Source organism: Tardiphaga sp. 813_E8_N1_3, assembly GCF_051811025.1.
Taxonomy (GTDB): domain Bacteria; phylum Pseudomonadota; class Alphaproteobacteria; order Rhizobiales; family Xanthobacteraceae; genus Tardiphaga.
The window spans coordinates 1,309,428-1,322,787 of record NZ_JBPWQE010000001.1; the positions used below are offsets into that span (position 1 = coordinate 1,309,428).

Genomic DNA, 13,360 nt, shown 5'->3' on the forward strand with positions numbered 1-13,360 from the left:
CCCATGAGCGGTGCCCGGCATTCGACGCGCAAGTTTACAGCGATTCTCATCAGCGGTGCGCTGACCAGCAAGCTGCTGGGCTTCGGCCGCGAGATATTGATGGCGCAAGTGCTTGGCGCCTCGCTGGTCGCCGACGGCTTTCGTGGTGCGATCACGGCGGTGATGTTGCCGCTGGCCTTCCTGCAGAATGAGACCGTCCCTGCTGTGATGATCCCGATGCACCGGGATGCGCTGAAGGAGGGCAACGGACCTCAGCGCCTCGGTGCCATGACGGTGGCAATCACCGGCATCGCCATGATCCTGATGGTTGGGTTACAGGCGCTGGGCGAGCGGGTTGTGGATGCGCTGGTTGGCGGCTTTTCGGCGGAGGGGCGTAGCCTCACTCTCGACTTCATTCGCATCATGGCGCTGGGTATGCCGGCGTCGGCGATGATCAATGTGCTGGCCGCGGGGGAAATCGCGCTCGGTCGGACCCGCCTGACGAATATCCGCGCCAGCATTCTGAACATCGCTGTACTCATGGGCATCGCGCTGCTCGCTGTGTCCGGAAATTTCCATACGCTGGCCTGGTCGTTCTCGGTTGCCTTCAATGCGCTCGGTGCCTGGGGTCTCTACACGATGTGGCGCGAGGGTGTGCTCAGCTTCAAGGGCCTGTCGCTGTCATCGGTGCTGGCATCGGGCCGCGATTTCTTCCGCCGGCTGCGACCGCTGCTCGCGCTGCCGGTCGCCGAACAGGCCAATGTCTGGATCGAACGCCTGCTTGCATCGCGGGTCGGGACCGGTGCGGTGGCCTCGATGGATTATGCGCGGACGTTGACCGAAAGCGCGTTGCTGCTGATCAGCCAGCCGGTCGGGCTGGCGGTGTTGTCCAGCCATCCACCAAAGGATGTCGGTGTGCAGATCGAAGGGATCGCTCGGCCCATTCTCGCACTCGCGGTGCCGGCGTCAGTCTTTCTCGCGATGTTCGCGCCGGAGATCGTGCGGCTGGTTTTTCTGCGTGGCGCCTTTAACGAGCATGCACTGTTTCTGACCAGTCAGGCCTTGCGCGGCATTGCACCTGGCCTATGGGCTGCGACGCTTGGCTGGATCCTGATCCGCATCCTCAATGGCGCAGGCCGGAATCTTGCCGCCGCGGCCATCATTATCTGTGCCTATCTGGCTAATATCGTAGTTAACCTTCTCACCTCATACCTGCCCACGGCGCACGAATGGGGCACCTTGTTGCTTGGACTGGGTGAAGCCGCCCGTGGTATCGTTCTTCTGGCTGGCGTCATGATAGTCTTGGGGTCCCGGCGCAAGCTGCTCTACCTGATGTTTCTCGCGTGTTTCCCGGCAGCGCTGATGGCGGTCTTCAGCTGGCAGATTCATGAGGTTCTGACGGGCCCGTGGCAGCGACTTTTCGCCGGTGGTTTTGCCTATCTGGTCTGCCTTGCGCTCTCTGTCGCGGTGCTGATGCCGGGCGTCTACATTGCGGCATTTGCGCGCGTCCGGGGGCGCTTGTGATTTTAATATGCGTTTCTGTATTAGAGAGTGCCTTGATCGTCTGAGGACTTTTCGATGAAGCACCTGATATCCAGCGCCGCCCGACGCATGGCTTCTTCTGAAGCGCTGGTCCGCCCGATCAGCATGGCTGCCGATATGTTTATGGGTATGCGTGGCTGCCTGATGACCTTTCACCGCGGCGCCTCCGCCCATGCCTGGGAAAAGCTGCCGAACCGTGACTTCTATCTCGATACGAATTTTCTCGATCGGTTTCTGTCGCATCTGAAGGAGCGCGGCTGGGACGTCGTGACGATGGAAGAGGCGATCCAGCGCTCGAAGGCCGGTAAGTCCAACGATCGCTTCGTCAACTTCTCCGTCGACGATTGCTATCGCGATACGTATGAGGAAATCGTGCCGCTGTTTCGCCGGCACAGCGTGCCGGTGACACTGTTCGTTACGACCGGCATTCCTGACGGCACGCTTCCGCTGTGGGCTGCAGGTCTGGAAGATACATTGCTCAACAACGATCGCGTCATCCTTGAAGACGGTGCGATCGACGTGCCGACGTCTGACGCCAAGCGTGCGGCGTTCCATCGCATTGCAGACCGCTGGGACGGTCCGCAGGCGTCGGCCTCTTACAAAAAGTTTTGCGAGCTTAATGGTGTCGACATCGACGCAATGCACAGGAAGCACGCGATCACCTGGGAAATGATCGAGGAGTTGCGCGACGATCCGTTGGTGGAGATCGGCGGCCACACCGTGACGCATGCCCGCATTTCGTCGCTGTCGCCCGATGGCGCACGCTTCGAGCTCAAGGGCAGCCGCGACCGGTTGGTCGAACGCCTTGGAATTCCCGCTCGGCATTTTGCATTTCCCTATGGACGTTCGGGCGATTGCGGTCCGCGCGATTTCGCGATCGCGCGCGATGCCGGTTATGCGAGTGCGGCGACGACCCGCAAGGGCCTCATGCGCAACGGCCAGGATGCCTACAACCTGCCACGCTGCACGATCAACGGTGCGGATCGCAGTCTCGCAACCATGGAATTGCATCTATCTGGCCTGACGGGCGTGGCCGCGAGGATGACGGGGCGTGTCTAGCAGTCGTCGTCTCAAGGTTCTCTCGATTGCACATTCCGCCGTCAGCCGCGATGCGGGGCGTCTGCGATACTATCCACTCGTCGGGCGCGATGACGTCGATATGCATCTCGTCGTTCCGGCTACCTGGTATCAGTTCGGCCGTACGATTATTGCGGATCCATCCGACGATCCCGGCATGACCGTGCATGTGATGCCGATCCGCCTGCCGCGCGCCGGCCCGATGAGCTGGTATCTGCATTTTTATCCGGGCTTGCGGCGTCTCATCCGCGAGGTCGATCCGGATGTGATCCATCTCTGGGAAGAGCCGTGGAGCGTCGTCGCGATGCAGGCGCGCATCCTCAAGGGGCGCGCCGCGATGGTCCTGGAAGTCGATCAGAACATCCTGAAACGCTTGCCACCGCCGTTCGAGTTCATCCGCAAGGACGTGCTGCGGAACACCGACCATATTCTCTCGCGCAGTCCGGAGGCGACAGCAGTCGTCCGCGTGCGCGGTTATGCGGGGCCAGCGTCGCCGATTGGCTATGGTGTCGATCTCGCGACCTTTAATCAGACCGGCGCGCGCCAGGCTCCGATTGCGCCCGGGCAGGGACTACGCATCGGCTATGTCGGGCGCCTCGTCGAGGAGAAGGGTCTCGACGATGCGCTCGATGCCATGAAGCGCGCCACGGCACATGTGATATTGGCGATCATGGGCGAAGGCCCGCATGAGGCGGCGCTGAAGCAGCGCGTTGCCGAACTGGGTCTGGCGGATCGAGTGACGTTTCAGGGCTGGGGCAAGCCGGCGGATGTCGCGGCGTTTCTGCGGAGCCTCGATGCGATGATCTTGCTGACACGCACCACCAGCGCCGTACGTGAACAGTTCGGCCGGGTAATCGTCGAGTCGCAGGCTTGCGGCGTGCCGGTGATCGGATCAATGGGCGGCGCTATTCCCGATGTTGTCGGGAAGGGCGGCTGGATCATTCCCGAGTGCGATCCGGGGGCGCTGGCGACACTGCTGGATCGGCTTGCTGGCGATCCGCAGCAGTTGCTGGATCGCGGCGCGGCCGCGCGCGACAACGTGCTGACGCGTTTCACTTACGAGGTGGTGGCGAATGCGCTGGTGTCGGCCTGCCAGCAGGCCGCCGATGCAAAGCGTGGGGTTGACCAGCGCCGCCCTTAAAGCAGGCGTCTGTGATCAGGCGCCGACTGCCATGGCGCCCGGCGCAAATTCGTTCTTCGACGCCTGCACCTGCTCGAGCAGCTCGATATAGCGCGAACCGACATAGTCCCAGCCGTAATTCAGTGCCGTGGCATGCGCGCCTTCGCACAGCCGGGCCAGTGTCGCCGGATCGGAGAAAGCCATCGCGATCTTCTCTGCGACGTCTGCGCCGTCCATCTTGATCCGATAGCCGTTCACGCCGTCGACAAGGTAATCCTCGATGCCGCCGACCGGCGTTGCGAAAACCGGCGTCGAACAGGCCATGGCCTCCATGCAGACCAGCGAGAAAGTTTCATAGGCAGTCGGCAGCACAAAGGCATCGGCCGCGGCGTAGAGGGCCGGCATATCGGTGCGCGATCCCGCGAACACCAGCCGATCGGCTGACGTCTTCGCCAGTTTGCGATAGGGCACCGGATTGTCCGAGCCCACCACGAGCATCCAGACATCGGAGCCAAGACGTTCGAGCGCGCTGATGGCATGCGCGAGACCCTTGCGGCGAAATTCATGGCCGGCGAACAGCAGAAGCCTGGCGTTCGCTGGGATGCCGAATTCTTGACGGATCCTGAGACCGGCCGCGGTGTCGCGGGCGAAGCGATTGAGGTCGATGCCGTTGGGGATTACGCGGATGCGCGACGCTGGCACCTTGTAGATCTGTTGCAGTTCGGTTGCGACGCGCGGCGAGACCGCAACATACATGCGATAGCGCAGGCCGCCGATCATCCAGCGATCACGCAGGGCCACCCACAGATGCAAGGGATTCAGCATCCATGACCAGGAGCCGGCGTTACGCTTTTCGGCGAGGCTCTGGGCGTTGACCGCGTGCACGACCAGCACATCGCCGGTCAAGCTGTCACCGTGACTGATGATGACGGCCTTCGGATGGTGATAGGCGGCGCGCGTCGCCAGAAGTGTGAATGTCGGGACTACGAGGACGCGACCAAGATAGCGCAGGATGCCGCGCGTCTTGATGTGCGAAAGCCAGGCGCCGACGCGCTCGATGCGCGTACCTGGCGTTGCCTTTTCGCCGACGGCGCTGGCGAGAACAGTGTTGGCGATTTTGGCGCGACTGAAGGCGCATGCGAGTTCGCTGGCCACGCTTTCAACGCCGCCGACCGAACTCAATTCCTGGACGATCTGGACGATCTCGATGGTCATGGGCCGACACTATGAAAACGGGTGGACGCCAATTCCGTAGGTGCGCTGATAAGTCGCAATTTCATCAATGTCCTGCTTTCGCAGGCTTTTGTTGCCAATACAACGTCTAAGATTTGACCTTCGCGATAAGGCATATCGGCGGAAACACTCGGACACAGTCGAGTGAATGCAGCCGCGCCGCGCCAAGTAGTATTCCGCTCTACCTGGAGTCGGTAATTGGCGCGGTCGCATGCGTCTTATTGGTGCGATCCTATGTCGACGACGCCTCGTAGGGCAGCATTTACCAGCGCTTCGGGCCGAATAGTGAACGGCATCTTGAAGTGACATCTGAAACAGAGCGCGGAAATGGATGTTGTGACCCCACTTCAATATCGAGTCATGCTTAACACGCGGTGTTCCAAATTGATCACGCAGGTTTCAAATAGACACAGCGCTGATCGAGCGTGGGACAGTTACGGCCAGGCTGCATAAGACGGGCCGTGCTGACTTGGATCGAGCCGCGCGCGACGCCGATACGCGCCGGGCGACGCATTCTGATACTTGCGGAAAAAGCGATTGAAATAGCCGGGATCACGGAAGCCGAGGCCATAGCCAATCTGCTCGACAGGCAGATCGAGCTGCCGCAACCGCATACAGGCTTCGTGGATCAGGCGCTGATGCACGATGGCGCGCGGGCTGTAGCCCTTCTCGCGCTTGCAATGCGCGTGCAGCTTGTCGTCAGTGACGCCAAGTGCAGCCGCATAGCGTGCGATAGGCCAGCCGTCGCGATAATGTAGTTCGACCATCTGCAGGAAATTGCCGACGAGGCGGGGACCGTCGCCGCGCTGTGCTGCATCGTCGGATGCTTCCTCCGAAATCATCGATCGCCAGAGATGCAGGCACAGCAACAACACATGCGTCGATGTCATCGTCGCGCTGCCGCGGCCGGGCGTGCCCAACTCACGCACCAGCGTGCTGCAGGATTCCGTGATGGCCGCAAACATCGTCGCGAGTTGCGCGCCTTCGCGCAGGACCAGCCGGTCGATGGTTCGCCGCAGATGCAGCGCCTCGGCACTGCCGGCGACGGTGCGGGTGAGGACATCGTCCGACACTGAAATCAGATAGCCTTGCGCGCCGGCTTCGACCTCCAACGTGCCTTCGTGATCGCCGGGTAGCCACAACAGGCCGGGGGACTGAATGGCAATCGTGGTGCCGCGCATCGTGGCGGTGCCGTGCCGGGTTTCGATCACCAGCAGGTGCGAGCGCCTGGCAACGGACTGCCGGATGATCCAGCTGCGCGGCGCCAGTCCGGGTGCGAATCTGTCGGCATGCAAAGCGGGACGCAGCTTCTCCATGAAGCCGGCCGGACCCGAAACGATGTGCGCGGTCTCAAGCACTGGGACAATCCGTCGCGTGAAATAGCTCGTCTACACGGATCAATACAATCTTTCCCCGGATGCGTCCAATTCCCAGCCCCAACCGCTGGACTAGTCTCCGGCCATCGAACGCCACAAGGCGTCGGTGAAAAGGAATCCGGGGAGGATAACATGGTGTCAGCAGTCAAGCGCTTTGCGGCGGGACTACTCGCAGTGGCCGGTGCGGCTGCCGTCGGATGGGGCGGCGGAGCCGAGGCCCAGACGTCGGTCAAGATCGGTTATGCCATCTCGCGCACCGGCCCAGCCGCTGGCGGCGCCGCGGTGACGACGATTCCGAACTACGAGCTGTGGGTGAAGGAGGTAAATGCCGCCGGCGGCCTCAAGCTTGGCGACAAGCGCGTGCCGATCGAAGTCGTCCAATACGACGACCGCTCAAGCGCCGAGGAAGCCGCCAAGGCGCTGGAGCGCCTGATCACCCAGGATAAGGTCGATTTTATCCTGCCGCCCTGGGGCACAGGTCTGAATCTCGCGGTCGGCCCGATCCTGAACAAGGCCGGCTACCCGCACATTGCATCGACGGCGGTCACCGACCGTGCGCCCGAACTGGCGAAGCGCTGGCCCAACAGTTTCTGGCTGCTCGGCACCAGCGCCGACGCAGCCAAGACGCTGGTCGATCTGCTGACGAAGCTGCGCACCGAAGGCAAGATCGGCGACACCGTGGCGATGGCTAGCATCGCCGACGGCTTCGGCATCGATCTCTCGGGTGCAGCCAGGCCCGCGCTTACGGCCGCCAAGTTCAAGCTCGCCTATGACAAGACCTATCCGGTCGGCACGCAGGATCTCAGCCCGATCATCAATGAGGTGAAGGCACTGAACCCCGACGTGTTCATCGCCTTCAGCTATCCGCCGGACACGATCGCGATCACTGAACAGTCGCGCATCTCCGGTTTCAATCCGAAGATCTTCTACACCGGTGTCGGCACGGCATTCCCGCTGTTCAAGCAGAAATTCGGCGCCAATGCCGAGGGTGTGATGGGCATCGGCGGCTGGAGCGGCGACAGCCCGGCCATCAAGGACTATCTGGCGCGCCACAAGGCGTCGGCGGCGAATGGCGCGGAGCCGGATCGCTGGGCCAGCGCGGTCACCTATGCCGGTCTGCAGATGTTGCAGCAGGCGATCGAACGCGTTGGCAAGGTCGATCGCGCTGCGGTCATCAAGGACCTGCAGAGCGGCACGTTCGATACGGTGATCGGCAAGGTGAAGCTCGAGAACAACATGCCGACCAAATACTGGTGGGTCGGGCAGTGGCAGGACGGCGAGTTCTACGGCGTCGGCCCGTCGGGTAACGAGGGCGCGCGTGCGCCGGTCGTGCCGAAGCCCGCATGGAAGGCGCAGTGATCGCGTCGCTCCTGTATCTGGTCTGACAGAATGACAAACGCGGTTCTCACCGGCCTCGTGCTGGGCGGCATGTATGCGCTGATCGCCATGGGGCTGACCCTGCAATATGGCGTGGCGCGGATCATGAACCTGTCCTATGGCGAGTTCCTGATCGGCGCGGCCTTTGCGTCCTATTGGCTATTCACCGGCTGGGCGCTCAATCCGCTCGCAGGACTGGCGTTTGTCATTCCGGTCAGTTTCGGCATCAGCTATCTCTTGTACCGCGTGTTGCTCACGCCGCTCGTGCGCCGCGCGCGCACCCGCGACGCCCTTGAGGTCGATAGTATCTTGGCGACCTTCGGCATGATGTTCATCGTGCAGGGCATCATGCTGACCATGTTCGGTGGCGCGTACTTCAGCTATTCGTTCCTCGCCATTCCTGTGAAGATCGTCGGCGAAGTATTGGCGCTCAATCGCCTGATTGCTTTCGGCCTCGCGGTCATCGTTGGTCTGGCGCTCTATCTCACGTTGACCCGTACGCGGATCGGCACCTCGATCCGTGCCGTGGCCGTTGATCCCATTGCGGCGCAGCTCGTCGCCATCGACGTGACCAGGACATCGGCGCTGGCCTTTGCGCTCGGCGGCGCGCTGGTGGCGTCTGCCGGCGTGCTGATCAGCATGTTTCTGACCTTCAGCGCCACCTCCGGCGTGGTGTTCACCATGAAGGCGCTGATCGTGGTCGTGATGGGCGGCGTCGGCAATCTGCTGGGCTGTCTCGTCGCCGGGCTGGCGCTGGGATTGAGCGAAGCGCTGGTGGCGACCTTCATCGATCCCGGGCTGACATTGGCAGTGAATTTCGCGCTGTTCCTCGGCGTGCTGCTGGTGAAGCCGGCCGGCATCTTCGGAAGGGCGCAGCGATGAGCCGTACCCAAATGACCACCGGTGCGATCTGTCTCGCAGCCGTCGTTGCGCTCGCATTCGTCCCGATGATTGTCGACGCCTATCACCTCGCGCTCGCGATCAGTCTGTTGCAATTCACGGTGCTGGCGACGGCATGGGGCATGTTTTCGGGCCCGACGCGCTATGTGTCGCTGGCGACCACAGCCTTCTTCGGTGTCGGCGCATACACCGTCGCCGTTCTGGGCGAACAATTGCCGTGGTCGCTGGTGCTGCTGATAGCGGCTGCGATCGGCGCGGTCATGGCTGTCATCGTCGGCCTGTCGACGCTGCGACTGAGCGGCGTGCATTTCGTCATCTTCACCTTCGGTCTCGCCGAACTCGTGCGCCAGATCGTGGTCTGGTACGAGGTCAACAAGACCCGCGTGCTTGGGCGTTACGTCTTTGTCGATATTACTCAGAACGACATTTACTGGCAGCTGCTGGCGCTTGCCGTCATCGTGTTCGGAACCGGCTGGCTAATCGCCCGCTCGCGCTTCGGCTTTGCGCTGCGGATTATCGGCGAAGACGAGACCGTGGCGCGGCATTGCGGCATCAACGTCACTATTGCCAAGGTCGCGCTGTTCACCATCTCGGCCACCGTCATGACGCTGGTCGGTGCGGTCATGGCGCCGCGCTTCACCTATATCGAGCCGTCGATCGCCTTCAACGCCACGATCTCGTTTGAAGTGGTGATCATGGCACTGCTCGGCGGCGCCCATCGGCTGTGGGGCCCGGCGCTCGGCGCCATTCCGCTGACGCTGCTGTTCGACTTTCTGTCCGCGCGCTTCCCCAGCACATCGACGCTCATTATGGGCGTGGTGTTTCTGCTCATCGTCTACGCGCTGCCATCAGGTGTGGTCGGCCTCTGGGAGAAGTTGAAAGCCTGGCGACCCTCAGCCTCGAACGTGCGGGGAGCACAGGCATGACCGCCAGTGCAACGCCAGTGCTTCGCATCGAAGGTCTGACTCGCGCCTTTGGCGGTCTCATCGCCGTCAACGGCATCGATCTTACGGTCCATGCTGGCGAGATCGTCGGCCTGCTCGGTCCCAACGGGTCCGGCAAAACGACGGCGCTCAACCTGATCTCCGGCGTGCTGTCGCCGAATGCCGGCGTGATTGCCTTCGCCGGCCACGATATCGCGGGCTGGCCGACCCATCGCATCGCGCGTCTCGGTCTCGCGCGCACGTTCCAGCTGGTGCGCGTGCTCGACGGCATGACCTGCGGCGAGAATGTTGAGGCCGGGCTGGCCTTTCATCATGCGCCGCTTGCACGCGACGCGAAGGTGGCGGCTGCGGCCGGCCTGCTCGCGCGGGTCGGTCTCGCCGGCTTTGCCGGACGGCCCGCATCGGAGCTCACTTATATCGACCGCAAGCGGCTCGAACTGGCACGCGCGCTGGCGCTGCAGCCGCGCCTGCTGCTGCTCGACGAATGGCTCGCCGGTCTGAACCCGTCCGAATTGCTGATCGGGATCGAGCTGATCCGATCGCTCAAACAGGAGGGGCTGTCGATCCTGCTGGTCGAGCACGTGATGGATGCGATCCGTTCGCTCTGCGATCGCTGCGTCGTGATGAGCAGTGGCCGCAAGATTGCAGAAGGGCCTGTAGCTGCTGTGCTGGGCGACCCCGCGGTGATCGAAGCCTATCTGGGAGTGCCGGCGGATGCTTGAGGTCTCCAACATCAGCGTCACCTATGGCCAGCATCACGCGTTGAGCGATGCGGCGCTCCATGTCGAGCGCGGCGAGATCATTGTCATTCTCGGCGCCAATGGCGCCGGCAAGTCATCGTTGCTCAAGGCCATTGCCGGCTTGCTGCCGTCACCAGCCAAGATCGTCAAACTCGCCGGTCGTGATCTGTCCCGTCTGCCGCCTCATGAGATCGTGGAAGCCGGGCTCGCGCTGGTACCGGAAGGGCGCGGTGTATTCGGCGAGTTGACCGTGGCCGAAAACCTGTTGCTCGGCGCCAATCCAAAGCGTGCGCGGGCGGTCGAGGCAGCGCAGCGTGCCAAGGTGATGACGCTGTTTCCGCGGCTTGGCGAACGCTTGGCGCAGACGGTGCGTACCATGAGCGGCGGCGAGCAGCAGATGGTCGCCATTGGCCGCGCACTGATGTCCAATCCCGACATCCTTCTGCTCGACGAACCGTCGCTCGGCCTGTCGCCGTTGCTGGTGCGCGAGCTGTTCGCGGCATTGCGCAAGGTCCGCGACACGGGAGTGGGTCTGCTGCTGGTGGAGCAGAACGCCCGCGAAAGTCTCGCTATCGCCGATCGCGGCTACCTGATCGAGAACGGCAGGATCACCGGCAGCGGCACCGCTGCGGCCCTGCAATCCGACGACGCGGTGCGCCGCGCCTATCTCGGCGGACTCGCCAGTGGTGCCGCCTGATCATTCAAGAAACATTCAACGGAGGATACCGTCATGAACCAGATCAATCTGCTGCTCGAGAACCAGGATGTGCAGGCCATCGACGGCGCGACTTTCGATCGTCTTAATCCGATGACCGGTGACATCGCCTCGCGCGCTGCTGCTGCGCAGGTCGCCGATGCCAAGCGCGCCGCCGATGCAGCGGCCGCTGCCTTCCCTACGTGGTCGGCGACCGGTCCTGGCGCACGTCGTGCCATCCTGCTGAAGGCCGCTGATATTCTCGCCAGCAAGGCGCCCGATTTTATCAAGCTGATGGCGACGGAAACCGGCGCAACTGCCGGCTGGGCCGGCTTCAATGTTCATCTCGCGTCCAACATGCTGCGGGAGGCTGCGGCGATGACCACGCAGATTGCGGGCGAGGTCATTCCCTCCGACAAGCCCGGCTGCATCTCGATGGCGATCCGCCAGCCCGCGGGCGTTGTGCTCAGCATCGCGCCGTGGAATGCGCCGGTTATTCTCGGCACCCGCGCCGTGGCTCTGCCGCTGGCCTGTGGCAATACGGTCATCCTGAAGGCCTCCGAAATCTGCCCTGGCACGCATCGGTTGATCGGCGAGTGCCTGCGCGAGGCTGGCCTGCCACCCGGCGTGCTCAACGTCATCACCAATGCGCCGGAAGATGCGCCCGCGCTGATCGATGCACTGATCTCGCATCCTGCCGTGCGCCGGATCAACTTTACCGGTTCGACCCGCGTCGGCCGCATCATCGCAGAGACCGCCGCCAAATATCTCAAGCCAGTACTGCTTGAACTCGGCGGCAAGGCGCCGTTGGTGGTGCTCGACGATGCGGATCTTGATGCAGCAGTGGCGGCCGCTGCCTTTGGCGCATTCATGAATCAGGGGCAGATCTGCATGTCCACCGAGCGGCTTGTTGTCGATCAGAAGATCGCCGACACCTTCGTGGCCAAGCTCGCGGCCAAGGCGGGTCATCTTGTCGCCGGCGATCCCCGCAAGGGCGATACACCGCTCGGTTCACTGATAGGCAAGGATGCTGCGGATCGCATGCAGGCGCTGATCAAGGATGCGGTGGCCAAGGGCGCGCGCGTCGTGGCCGGCGGCAGCGTCGATGGCACGCTGATGTCGGCTACAGTGCTCGATCACGTCACCTCGGCGATGCGCATCTATAATGAGGAATCGTTCGGCCCGATTGTCAGCGTGGTGCGTGTCGATGGTGTCGAGGAAGCCGTGCGGGTGGCCAACGATACCGAATACGGGCTATCGGCAGCGGTGTTCGGCCGCGATATCGCCCGCGCGCTGGATGTCGCCAAGCGGATCGAGTCTGGAATCTGCCACATTAACGGCGCGACTGTGCATGACGAGGCGCAGATGCCGTTCGGCGGGGTGAAGGCGTCGGGCTACGGTCGGTTCGGCGGCAAGGCTGGCATCGCCGAATTCACCGAACTGCGCTGGATCACCATTGAGACTGGTCCGCAGCATTATCCGATCTGATCGTGTCCGTTAAACGCGGGCGTCAGAGGGTGACGGCCGCGTAAGCCTTGCTAATACCCGTGGCTGCATGCTGCAGATGTTCACGCAGCTTGATTTGGCTGGCTTTCGGCGTGCGGAACGCCGGTGTCACGAAAGAAATCGCGGCGATCACGCCACTGGAATCGCGGACGGGAACGGAGACGGCATAAACATGCGGTGTGATTTCCGCGCGCGACTCCGACCATCCCTGCTCGCGGATCACGGCGAGCTCGCGCACCAGCAGCCTGCGATGCGGTGCGAAGCCGGGATCGCGCCGAACGGCGTCGTCGAGGATTGTGTCGCATTCAGCTTCGGGCATATGCGCGAGCAGCATCTTCGGGCCTGCACCGCGGTGCAGCGGCAAGGCCGTTCCGACCTCGAAGGTCAGGCGAATGCGTGACGACGATTCGGCGCGCTCGATACACACGGCGCGATCGGCCGATCGGCGCAGCAGGATGATGGTCTCTCCGACCTCCTGAGAGACGCGCTTCATGAAGGGGCGCGCAATGGAGGCGAGATCGGTACCGGCTCGGGCCGCCTGAGCCAGGCCGATGACGCGCGGCGCGAGCACAAACGAGCCGCGGCCGTCTTCGTCGATGAGGTCGGCTTCGCGCAATATGCCAATGTACCGATAGGTCGACGACAGTGGCACCCCGATCTGTTCAGACAGGCTTTCTGCGGAATGCCGCGGGCGATCGGTGGAGAAGGCCAGCAGGGCGCGAAGTATCTTTCGCGAACTGCCATCTGCAGCAGCAGGACGGTCCGTCTGGTCGACGCGTTTCGACGCAGTTGCGGCTCTCTTGATGGCCAACGGAACCTCCATTCGATAATGCTTGCCAATGGAAACGGCAGCATGTGGATATCATTTGCGC

12 protein-coding genes are annotated in these 13,360 nt (G+C 62.7%); 9 read left to right on the forward strand and 3 right to left on the reverse strand.

Annotated features, from left to right (window positions below; genetic code table 11):
- The first annotated feature begins 3 nt into the window (after positions 1-3).
- Genes AB8A33_RS06160 through AB8A33_RS06170 form a run of 3 tightly spaced genes read left to right on the forward strand, consistent with a single transcriptional unit; the run spans position 4 to position 3,739 of the window.
- A complete protein-coding gene (locus AB8A33_RS06160) occupies positions 4-1,503 on the forward strand; it encodes a lipid II flippase MurJ (RefSeq protein WP_439091962.1) in 1,500 nt (499 codons plus the stop codon).
- A 54-nt stretch (positions 1,504-1,557) separates the two neighbouring features.
- Complete coding sequence (locus tag AB8A33_RS06165) at positions 1,558-2,580, forward strand: polysaccharide deacetylase family protein (protein ID WP_439091963.1); 1,023 nt, start codon at positions 1,558-1,560, stop codon at positions 2,578-2,580.
- A complete protein-coding gene (locus AB8A33_RS06170; protein ID WP_439091964.1) occupies positions 2,573-3,739 on the forward strand; it encodes a glycosyltransferase family 4 protein in 1,167 nt (388 codons plus the stop codon). The genes AB8A33_RS06165 and AB8A33_RS06170 overlap by 8 nt, the downstream gene beginning before the upstream one ends.
- 15 nt (positions 3,740-3,754) lie before the next feature.
- Here AB8A33_RS06170 and AB8A33_RS06175 read toward each other — a convergent pair whose 3' ends face one another.
- On the reverse strand, positions 3,755-4,933 hold the full coding sequence (locus tag AB8A33_RS06175; RefSeq protein WP_439091965.1) for a glycosyltransferase family 4 protein: 1,179 nt from the start codon (positions 4,931-4,933) through the stop codon (positions 3,755-3,757).
- A 452-nt stretch (positions 4,934-5,385) separates the two neighbouring features.
- A complete protein-coding gene (locus AB8A33_RS06180; RefSeq protein WP_439091966.1) occupies positions 5,386-6,309 on the reverse strand; it encodes a helix-turn-helix transcriptional regulator in 924 nt (307 codons plus the stop codon).
- A 150-nt stretch (positions 6,310-6,459) separates the two neighbouring features.
- Here AB8A33_RS06180 and AB8A33_RS06185 point away from each other — a divergent pair, with 150 nt between their 5' ends.
- The 6 genes from AB8A33_RS06185 to AB8A33_RS06210 are packed head-to-tail and all read left to right on the forward strand — an operon-like array spanning position 6,460 to position 12,470.
- Positions 6,460-7,686 (forward strand): amino acid ABC transporter substrate-binding protein, encoded by a 1,227-nt coding sequence (locus AB8A33_RS06185; protein WP_439091967.1) that lies wholly within the window; start codon positions 6,460-6,462, stop codon positions 7,684-7,686.
- Between the two features lie 30 nt (positions 7,687-7,716).
- Positions 7,717-8,586, forward strand: coding sequence for a branched-chain amino acid ABC transporter permease (locus AB8A33_RS06190; RefSeq protein WP_439091968.1), 870 nt, complete (start codon positions 7,717-7,719; stop codon positions 8,584-8,586).
- On the forward strand, positions 8,583-9,530 hold the full coding sequence (locus AB8A33_RS06195; protein WP_439091969.1) for a branched-chain amino acid ABC transporter permease: 948 nt from the start codon (positions 8,583-8,585) through the stop codon (positions 9,528-9,530). Before AB8A33_RS06190 ends, AB8A33_RS06195 begins: the two co-directional genes overlap by 4 nt.
- On the forward strand, positions 9,527-10,270 hold the full coding sequence (locus AB8A33_RS06200) for an ABC transporter ATP-binding protein (RefSeq protein ID WP_439091970.1): 744 nt from the start codon (positions 9,527-9,529) through the stop codon (positions 10,268-10,270). Before AB8A33_RS06195 ends, AB8A33_RS06200 begins: the two co-directional genes overlap by 4 nt.
- Positions 10,263-10,985 (forward strand): ABC transporter ATP-binding protein, encoded by a 723-nt coding sequence (locus AB8A33_RS06205; RefSeq protein WP_439091971.1) that lies wholly within the window; start codon positions 10,263-10,265, stop codon positions 10,983-10,985. Before AB8A33_RS06200 ends, AB8A33_RS06205 begins: the two co-directional genes overlap by 8 nt.
- 33 nt (positions 10,986-11,018) lie before the next feature.
- Complete coding sequence (locus AB8A33_RS06210) at positions 11,019-12,470, forward strand: aldehyde dehydrogenase (protein WP_439091972.1); 1,452 nt, start codon at positions 11,019-11,021, stop codon at positions 12,468-12,470.
- Between the two features lie 22 nt (positions 12,471-12,492).
- On the opposite strand, the gene AB8A33_RS06215 is transcribed toward AB8A33_RS06210, so the two are convergent.
- Positions 12,493-13,299: an IclR family transcriptional regulator gene (locus AB8A33_RS06215; RefSeq protein WP_439091973.1), complete on the reverse strand. Its 807-nt coding sequence runs from the start codon at positions 13,297-13,299 to the stop codon at positions 12,493-12,495.
- Positions 13,300-13,360: the final 61 nt, after the last annotated feature.

Excerpts from the sequence above, each read along its gene's own strand:
- AB8A33_RS06205 (WP_439091971.1), top strand. The coding sequence starts at position 10,263 with ATGCTTGAGGTCTCCAACATCAGCGTCACCTATGGCCAGCATCACGCG.
- AB8A33_RS06175 (WP_439091965.1), bottom strand. The coding sequence starts at position 4,933 with ATGACCATCGAGATCGTCCAGATCGTCCAGGAATTGAGTTCGGTCGGC.
- AB8A33_RS06165 (WP_439091963.1), top strand. The coding sequence starts at position 1,558 with ATGAAGCACCTGATATCCAGCGCCGCCCGACGCATGGCTTCTTCTGAA.
- AB8A33_RS06185 (WP_439091967.1), top strand. The coding sequence starts at position 6,460 with ATGGTGTCAGCAGTCAAGCGCTTTGCGGCGGGACTACTCGCAGTGGCC.
- AB8A33_RS06210 (WP_439091972.1), top strand. The coding sequence starts at position 11,019 with ATGAACCAGATCAATCTGCTGCTCGAGAACCAGGATGTGCAGGCCATC.
- AB8A33_RS06190 (WP_439091968.1), top strand. The coding sequence starts at position 7,717 with ATGACAAACGCGGTTCTCACCGGCCTCGTGCTGGGCGGCATGTATGCG.
- AB8A33_RS06200 (WP_439091970.1), top strand. The coding sequence starts at position 9,527 with ATGACCGCCAGTGCAACGCCAGTGCTTCGCATCGAAGGTCTGACTCGC.
- AB8A33_RS06160 (WP_439091962.1), top strand. The coding sequence starts at position 4 with ATGAGCGGTGCCCGGCATTCGACGCGCAAGTTTACAGCGATTCTCATC.
- AB8A33_RS06195 (WP_439091969.1), top strand. The coding sequence starts at position 8,583 with ATGAGCCGTACCCAAATGACCACCGGTGCGATCTGTCTCGCAGCCGTC.